The sequence below is a fragment of the Leptolyngbya sp. CCY15150 genome (assembly GCF_016888135.1).
In the GTDB taxonomy this organism is placed as follows: Bacteria; Cyanobacteriota; Cyanobacteriia; order RECH01; family RECH01; genus RECH01.
The window spans coordinates 1-5,941 of the sequence record NZ_JACSWB010000269.1 but is presented as its reverse complement, the minus strand read 5'-3'; the positions used below and the strand labels follow the sequence as shown (position 1 = coordinate 5,941).

The window sequence follows — 5,941 nt, the reverse complement described above, 5'->3', positions numbered from 1 at the left end:
CAGTGCTGTATGAGGCACAAGGGCACTATGGTGAAGCCGAACTCCTCTACCTACAAGCCCTAGAGATTTCCCGGGAGCAGTTGGGCGATCGCCATCCTTCTGTGGCCAACAGCCTCAACAACCTGGCTGGGCTGCATCAGAATCAAGGAAGGATCGATACAGCACTAGCTTATCTCCAACAAGGATTAGACATTCAAGAAGCCAACCTCAGCCTGAATCTTGCCATTGGTTCTGAAGATAGCAAACAGGCCTACATGTCCACTATTTCAGGCACAACAAATGGAGCCCTATCTCTCCATTTCCAAGATGCACCCGACAACCGAGATGCGGCTCACCTGGCCTTCACCACCCTCCTGCGCCGCAAAGGGCGGATCCTCGATGCACTCACCGACACCCAGCAACGCCTGCGGCAAAACCTCAGCCCCGACATTGCCCTGGTTCTCGATGACTATGCCCTCGCCCAAAGTCAGCTTGCCGCCCTGCTCTACCGGGGCTTGGGCGCACAAGACCCCGCCGACTATCGCCGCCAGGTTGATGGCTTGCGGCAAACGGTCAATCGTCTCGAAAATGACCTCTCTCGCCGCAGTGCCGAGTTTCGAGTGGAAACAGAGCCGGTCGAGATCGCTGCCGTCCAGGCCCTGCTGCCCACCAATTCAGCCCTAGTAGAAATTGTGCAGTATTTCCCATTTGACGCGGCTGCCAGCCGGTCAGACCAATGGGGCGCTCCCCGCTATGCAGCCTATGTGCTGCACCCCACGGGAGACTTGCAATGGGTGGAGTTGGGGGATGCCGCCACCCTTGATGCCGCCGCCTTGGATTTCCTCAACGCCGTGCGCAATCCAGCATCGGGCACCACAGCCCGCACCACCGGACGTGCCCTCGATGCCCTGGTGATGGAGCCGCTGCGTCCACTCCTGGGCAATGCCACCCACCTGCTGCTCTCCCCCGACAGCCAGCTCAACCTCGTGCCTTTCGCGGCCCTAGTCGATGAGCAAGACCAATTTTTGGTTGAATCCTATACCCTCACCCACCTCACGACTGGCCGCGACCTGCTGCGCTTGCAGGTGACCGCATCTAGTCAGCAGCCCCCCATCGTGTTTGCCAACCCCGACTATGACCGCGCTGATGGAGCCGGAGCGGCCTTGGTGGCCAGCGCTACGCGGGGTGAGTTGCAGCGATCGGGGGATATGGGCAGCTTGCAGTTTGGCCCCCTGCCTGGCACCCAGCTAGAGGTAGATGCGATCGCCCCTCTGCTCAACAACCCCGTTATCCTCACCGACGCCGACGCCAGCGAAGCGGCGCTGAAGCAAGTCCAAGGGCCCAGCATCCTCCACATCGCCACCCACGGCTTTTTCCTCGAAGATGTCGAGGCCGTGCCCCCTCCAGACGACACCCGCTCCGCCACCATCATCCCCACCTTCACCGGTGATGGCTCAGCCCTACGTCCGCCAGTTGTAAGCCGCGAAAATCCCCTCCTCCGCTCTGGCTTAGCCTTCGCCGGGTTCAACATCAGGGCGAGCGCCGGGGAAGACGGCGTGCTCACGGCTCTAGAGGCCGCCGGGCTGCGTCTGCGGGGCACTCGCCTCGTGGTAATGAGCGCCTGCGAAACGGGAGTGGGAGCTGTGGCGACGGGGGAAGGCGTGTATGGCCTGCGGCGCGCCCTTGTGATGGCGGGAGCGGAAAGTCAGCTCATGAGCTTGTGGAAAGTTGATGACTACGCCACTGCTGAGCTTATGCAGCTCTACTACGATCGCATCCTCAACGGCGACGATCGCAGTGAGTCCCTACGACAGGTGCAGCTAGACCTACTAACTGCACCGACCTATGCCCATCCCTACTACTGGTCTTCCTTTCTCTTCTCCGGCGATTGGCGTCCGTTGGATGGCGCTTCACAGCCTGCGCAACTCTAATCCCATGGATTCATCTACATCATCATCTAGCCCTCACATTTCTTATTCACCCTTATTCTTACTAACCTCCCATGACTAGACTCAAACGTCGTCACTTTTTGCAAGCTGCTGGCTCCACCCTGGCCGCCATGGGCCTCAGTCAACTAGATTTTCTTACCCAAGCGAATCAGTATGGTCGAGTCTTGGCCCAGGGAACGCCCCGTAAGCTGGCTTTACTCGTGGGCATTAATAACTACACCACAGCGAATCCGTTGCGCGGTTGTTTGACCGATGTTGAACTCCAACGAGAACTGCTGATCCATCGATTTGGCTTCAATCCCAGCGATATCGTATCCGTGTGGGACAATGCCAGCACCAACGACCTCAAGCCTAGCCGCGAAAATATTCTACGAGCATTTCAGGAGCACCTGATCGCCCAGGCTAAACCCGGAGACGTGGTGGTATTTCACTTTTCGGGCCATGGGTCACGGGTGATCGACCCTAGCCCCCTCGATACCGAAGAATGCCGCCAAGACGATAATTGTCATCTCAACGGCACCTTGGTACCCAACGACCCGGTAACGTTGCGCAGCGATGGAGAAACGTCGGTGGTGGCAGATATTATGGGGCGATCGCTCTTTTTGCTCACCAATGCCATCCAAACCGACAACGTCACGATGGTGTTAGATAGCTGCTATTCCGGCGCAGGCACCAGGGGCAACACCGTTGTCCGAGCCATTCCTCGACTCACTCACGGGTCGTCCACGGTTAGCGAAGCAGAACTTGATATGCAGATGCGACTCCTGGCTGATGCCGATATCAGCCCCGAGGACTTTGAAGTCCGCCGTCAGCTCGGCATTGCCAATGGTATGGCCATCGGTTCCGCCCGCCGCGAACAGCTCGCCCTCGACTATTTCTTTGAAGGATTCCATGCCGGTGCCTTTACTTACCTCCTTACCCGCTACCTGTGGCAGCTTTCCCGCAGCGAAACCGCCGAAACTACCTTTGTCAACCTAGCCCGCAGTACCCGCGCCTTGGCCGAGCGGCAGGCCCATCCCCAAGAGCCGATCATTGAGTTTAAGCCCGGCTCCGCCAACCAAGCCCAGCCGCTCTATTTCATGAACCCCAGCAGCCCCACCGCTGAAGCCGTGATTACCAATATCACAGGAGACCAAATCGCCTTTTGGCTTGGGGGCGTCTCCGTGCAAAACATCACCGCCCTCAATACGGTCTTCACCGTCTTGGGGGCCGATGGGCAGGTTTTGACCCGATCTGACGGCACCCCCATTGAGATTCAGCAGAGTGATCGTTCTGGTCTTGAAGGCATCGGCACCGTGGTCGAAGCGGGCGACCTCCCACAGCTAGAAGAGGGCCAGCTTCTGCGGGAACGAGTCGTAGGCATTCCCGCCAACCCAGTTCTACGCATTGGGCTAGACGATTCCCTCGAAGATGACATGGACTCAACCCGCACGGCGCTAGAAACAGCTCTGATGGCGGGCAACGTCAACCGCATTGAAGTCCTTCCCGTTGACCCAACAGGCTCTACCACCCTCGATTACATTTTGGGACGCATGACCGAAACCTATGCCGAGCAGCTCCGCGACGCTGGTGAAACCAATCTACCGCCCCTAGGCAGCATTGGCTTATTTACACCATCATTATCTCCCTTAACGCATCTTTTTGGTCGGGTTAATGAAACAGGGGTTGCTGCGGTCAACCGTCTGCGCTCCCAGTTTCGGCTGTTGCTGGTGAGCCAAGTCCTAGACGGCATTGCCAGCACCCATTCCGATTTACAGATTAGCGGCGAAGTCTTCACGTCCAGTGGTGTGGGCACACCCGTGCCCATCTCCAGTCGTTCTGGGTTAGGCAACACCAATCCCAGGGTAACCACCACACCCATGCCATTTCGGGCCGGGGAAGATATCTTAATTCGCCTCGATAACCAAGAAAACCGGGAAATGTATCTAAGCTGCTTAGCAATTGACAGCTTGGGTAACTTTATCACCCTATATCCCGCCGACTGGGAAGCCCCAGAGGAGGCTGCCCGCATTAATCGAAATGACAGCCTGACAGTCCCCCGTCCCCAGGATGATTTGCGGTTTGCCGTCAGCGGCTCTGGTCATATTCAACTAGTGACGCTGGTCAGTACGTCGCCCTTGCGTAACGTATTGCGCGGGCTGGAAGCCATGGCCCGCAGTCGAGGCGTTCAGCGTAGTTTTATCCAGCTTGAGAACGATGAGCCTCTCACGGTAATTGAAGGGCTGCTCGGAGACATCGATAACTTATCTAGAGATCGAGGGTCGGGGGATGCGACAATTACAACCGTCACAGGTAGTACTCAACGGGCTTTAGACACAGATGTACTAGCTGCATTTTCAACCATGATCGAAATTCGTGGGTAAATTACCAGATTGATATCGGATAGTAGGGGGCGATCGCTTTTTCCAAGTCACATAGTACGGGAGAGGGCGATCGCCCTCAGGTGATTAACTTGGTTGATGAAAAACAATTTTTGGCCTTGACGTTCAAAATTGCCCGTGCTTTGATTAAGGTATGCAGACGAATATCAATGTCTAGATGTTCGTCTCATGCGCACTATCTCCATTCCTCAGATTGATGCATGTCCAGCGCTCTGGCTCAGCGATTATCTGAAGGTGGGATATCCATAGTAGGTAGTCACTGGTTCAGTATGTTAGACATGCGCCAGTGTGAGGCTTGAAGATGGTGTGCTTGAGACGTTGATCAGCAGACAAAAAGAGTTCTAGTCCCTTTTGAGTAAGGGTCTGATCGCTCATCCTTGGTATTCCTATGCTACCTAATGTTTAGCAAAGGAAAGTCTCCCATGACTTCTAAGCAAAAAAGAGCTAAGAAAGCTCGGTTGATTGATGAATTCGGTTCATGTTGGTGGTGGTGTAGACGTTGCTTGCCCGCAAAACAATTAACGCTTGATCATCTAAAGCCGAAAAGTCGAGGCGGTTCAAATTCTTTGGAGAATCTGCGACTGGCTTGTTCTCGCTGCAACCACTCCCGTGGGGATAGCCTTTATCCACCTCAAGTCCCTTCACATCCCAGCAAATCTTAGTCACTCGGCAGGTGAAATAAATGCATAAGCTTTTGATGTTTAACGACGAAAAACTTCTACGCCGGGCGCTCACTCATCGTTCGTATTCTAACGAGAATTCTGACGCAGATGGAGATAATGAGCGCCTAGAATTTCTCGGTGATGCCATTCTCAACTTTATCAGCGGTGAGTATCTCTACCAGGTTTATCCTGAGATGGGAGAAGATGAGATGACCCGACGACGGTCGGCCCTAGTTGATGAAAAGCAGCTTGCTAGATTTGCCATTGAAGTTGGCTTAGATTTTAGAATGCGATTAGGGCAAGGAGCTATTCGTGATGGTGGTTACCAAAATACAAATCTTCTAAGCAGTACGTTTGAGGCAGTGGTTGGGGCTTATTACCTGGATCATCAGCGAGATATTGAGGTGCTGCGTCCCCTCGTTGAAGAACTTTTTACGTCTGTGCCCAAAGAGATGATGACCATTCGTTCGACGATAGATTCCAAAAATAAGTTTCAGGAGTTTATGCAAAAAAATGGAGCGCATACACCGCCCAACTATGTTACAGAAAAATTGGGCGGTGCTGATCATGCTCCTGAATTTATCTCTCAAGTTTATGTTGAAGGAAAGCTTTGTGGTACAGGCAAAGGTCGTAGTAAAAAAGATGCTGAGAAAAAGGCTGCTGAAGATGGTTTAGCTAAATTGAGGAAGCGAGGACTGCTGGATTGAGGCGATCGCTGACGTTGTTGCTGTAGCTGATGAGCTAACGTCTTTAACTTGGCCCCTACCCTGTGGTTCCTGAGATTGGGATAGACCATCGTTTGTCTGAAGTCGGATAGGGGCTGAGAAAGATCTCATGAAGCTGTTATGCTGGTTGACTGACAAAAGTGTTGAGGGAGGGAGGTTCAGCCCTTGGTAGAAGGGCGTTTCCGGTTTATTGTGAAAGTTACCACACAACCACATAAACCGATGAGAACCTCCCGCTTACATCA

At 54.1% G+C, this 5,941-nt stretch carries 4 protein-coding genes; all 4 read left to right on the top strand.

The window, feature by feature from the left end; all coding sequences use genetic code 11:
- On the top strand, positions 1–1,910 hold a 1,910-nt coding region (locus tag JUJ53_RS19695), incomplete at its 5' end, for a CHAT domain-containing tetratricopeptide repeat protein (RefSeq protein WP_204153738.1).
- A gap of 71 nt (positions 1,911–1,981) precedes the next feature.
- Complete coding sequence (locus tag JUJ53_RS19690) at positions 1,982–4,291, top strand: caspase family protein (RefSeq protein ID WP_204153737.1); 2,310 nt, start codon at positions 1,982–1,984, stop codon at positions 4,289–4,291.
- Between the two features lie 416 nt (positions 4,292–4,707).
- Positions 4,708–4,971 carry an HNH endonuclease gene (locus tag JUJ53_RS19685; RefSeq protein ID WP_204153736.1) on the top strand — a complete coding sequence of 88 codons (264 nt, stop codon included), beginning with the start codon at positions 4,708–4,710 and terminating at the stop codon, positions 4,969–4,971.
- Positions 4,972–4,991: 20 nt separating this feature from the next.
- On the top strand, positions 4,992–5,678 hold the full coding sequence (gene rnc, locus JUJ53_RS19680) for a ribonuclease III (RefSeq protein ID WP_204153735.1): 687 nt from the start codon (positions 4,992–4,994) through the stop codon (positions 5,676–5,678).
- Positions 5,679–5,941 lie beyond the last annotated feature (263 nt).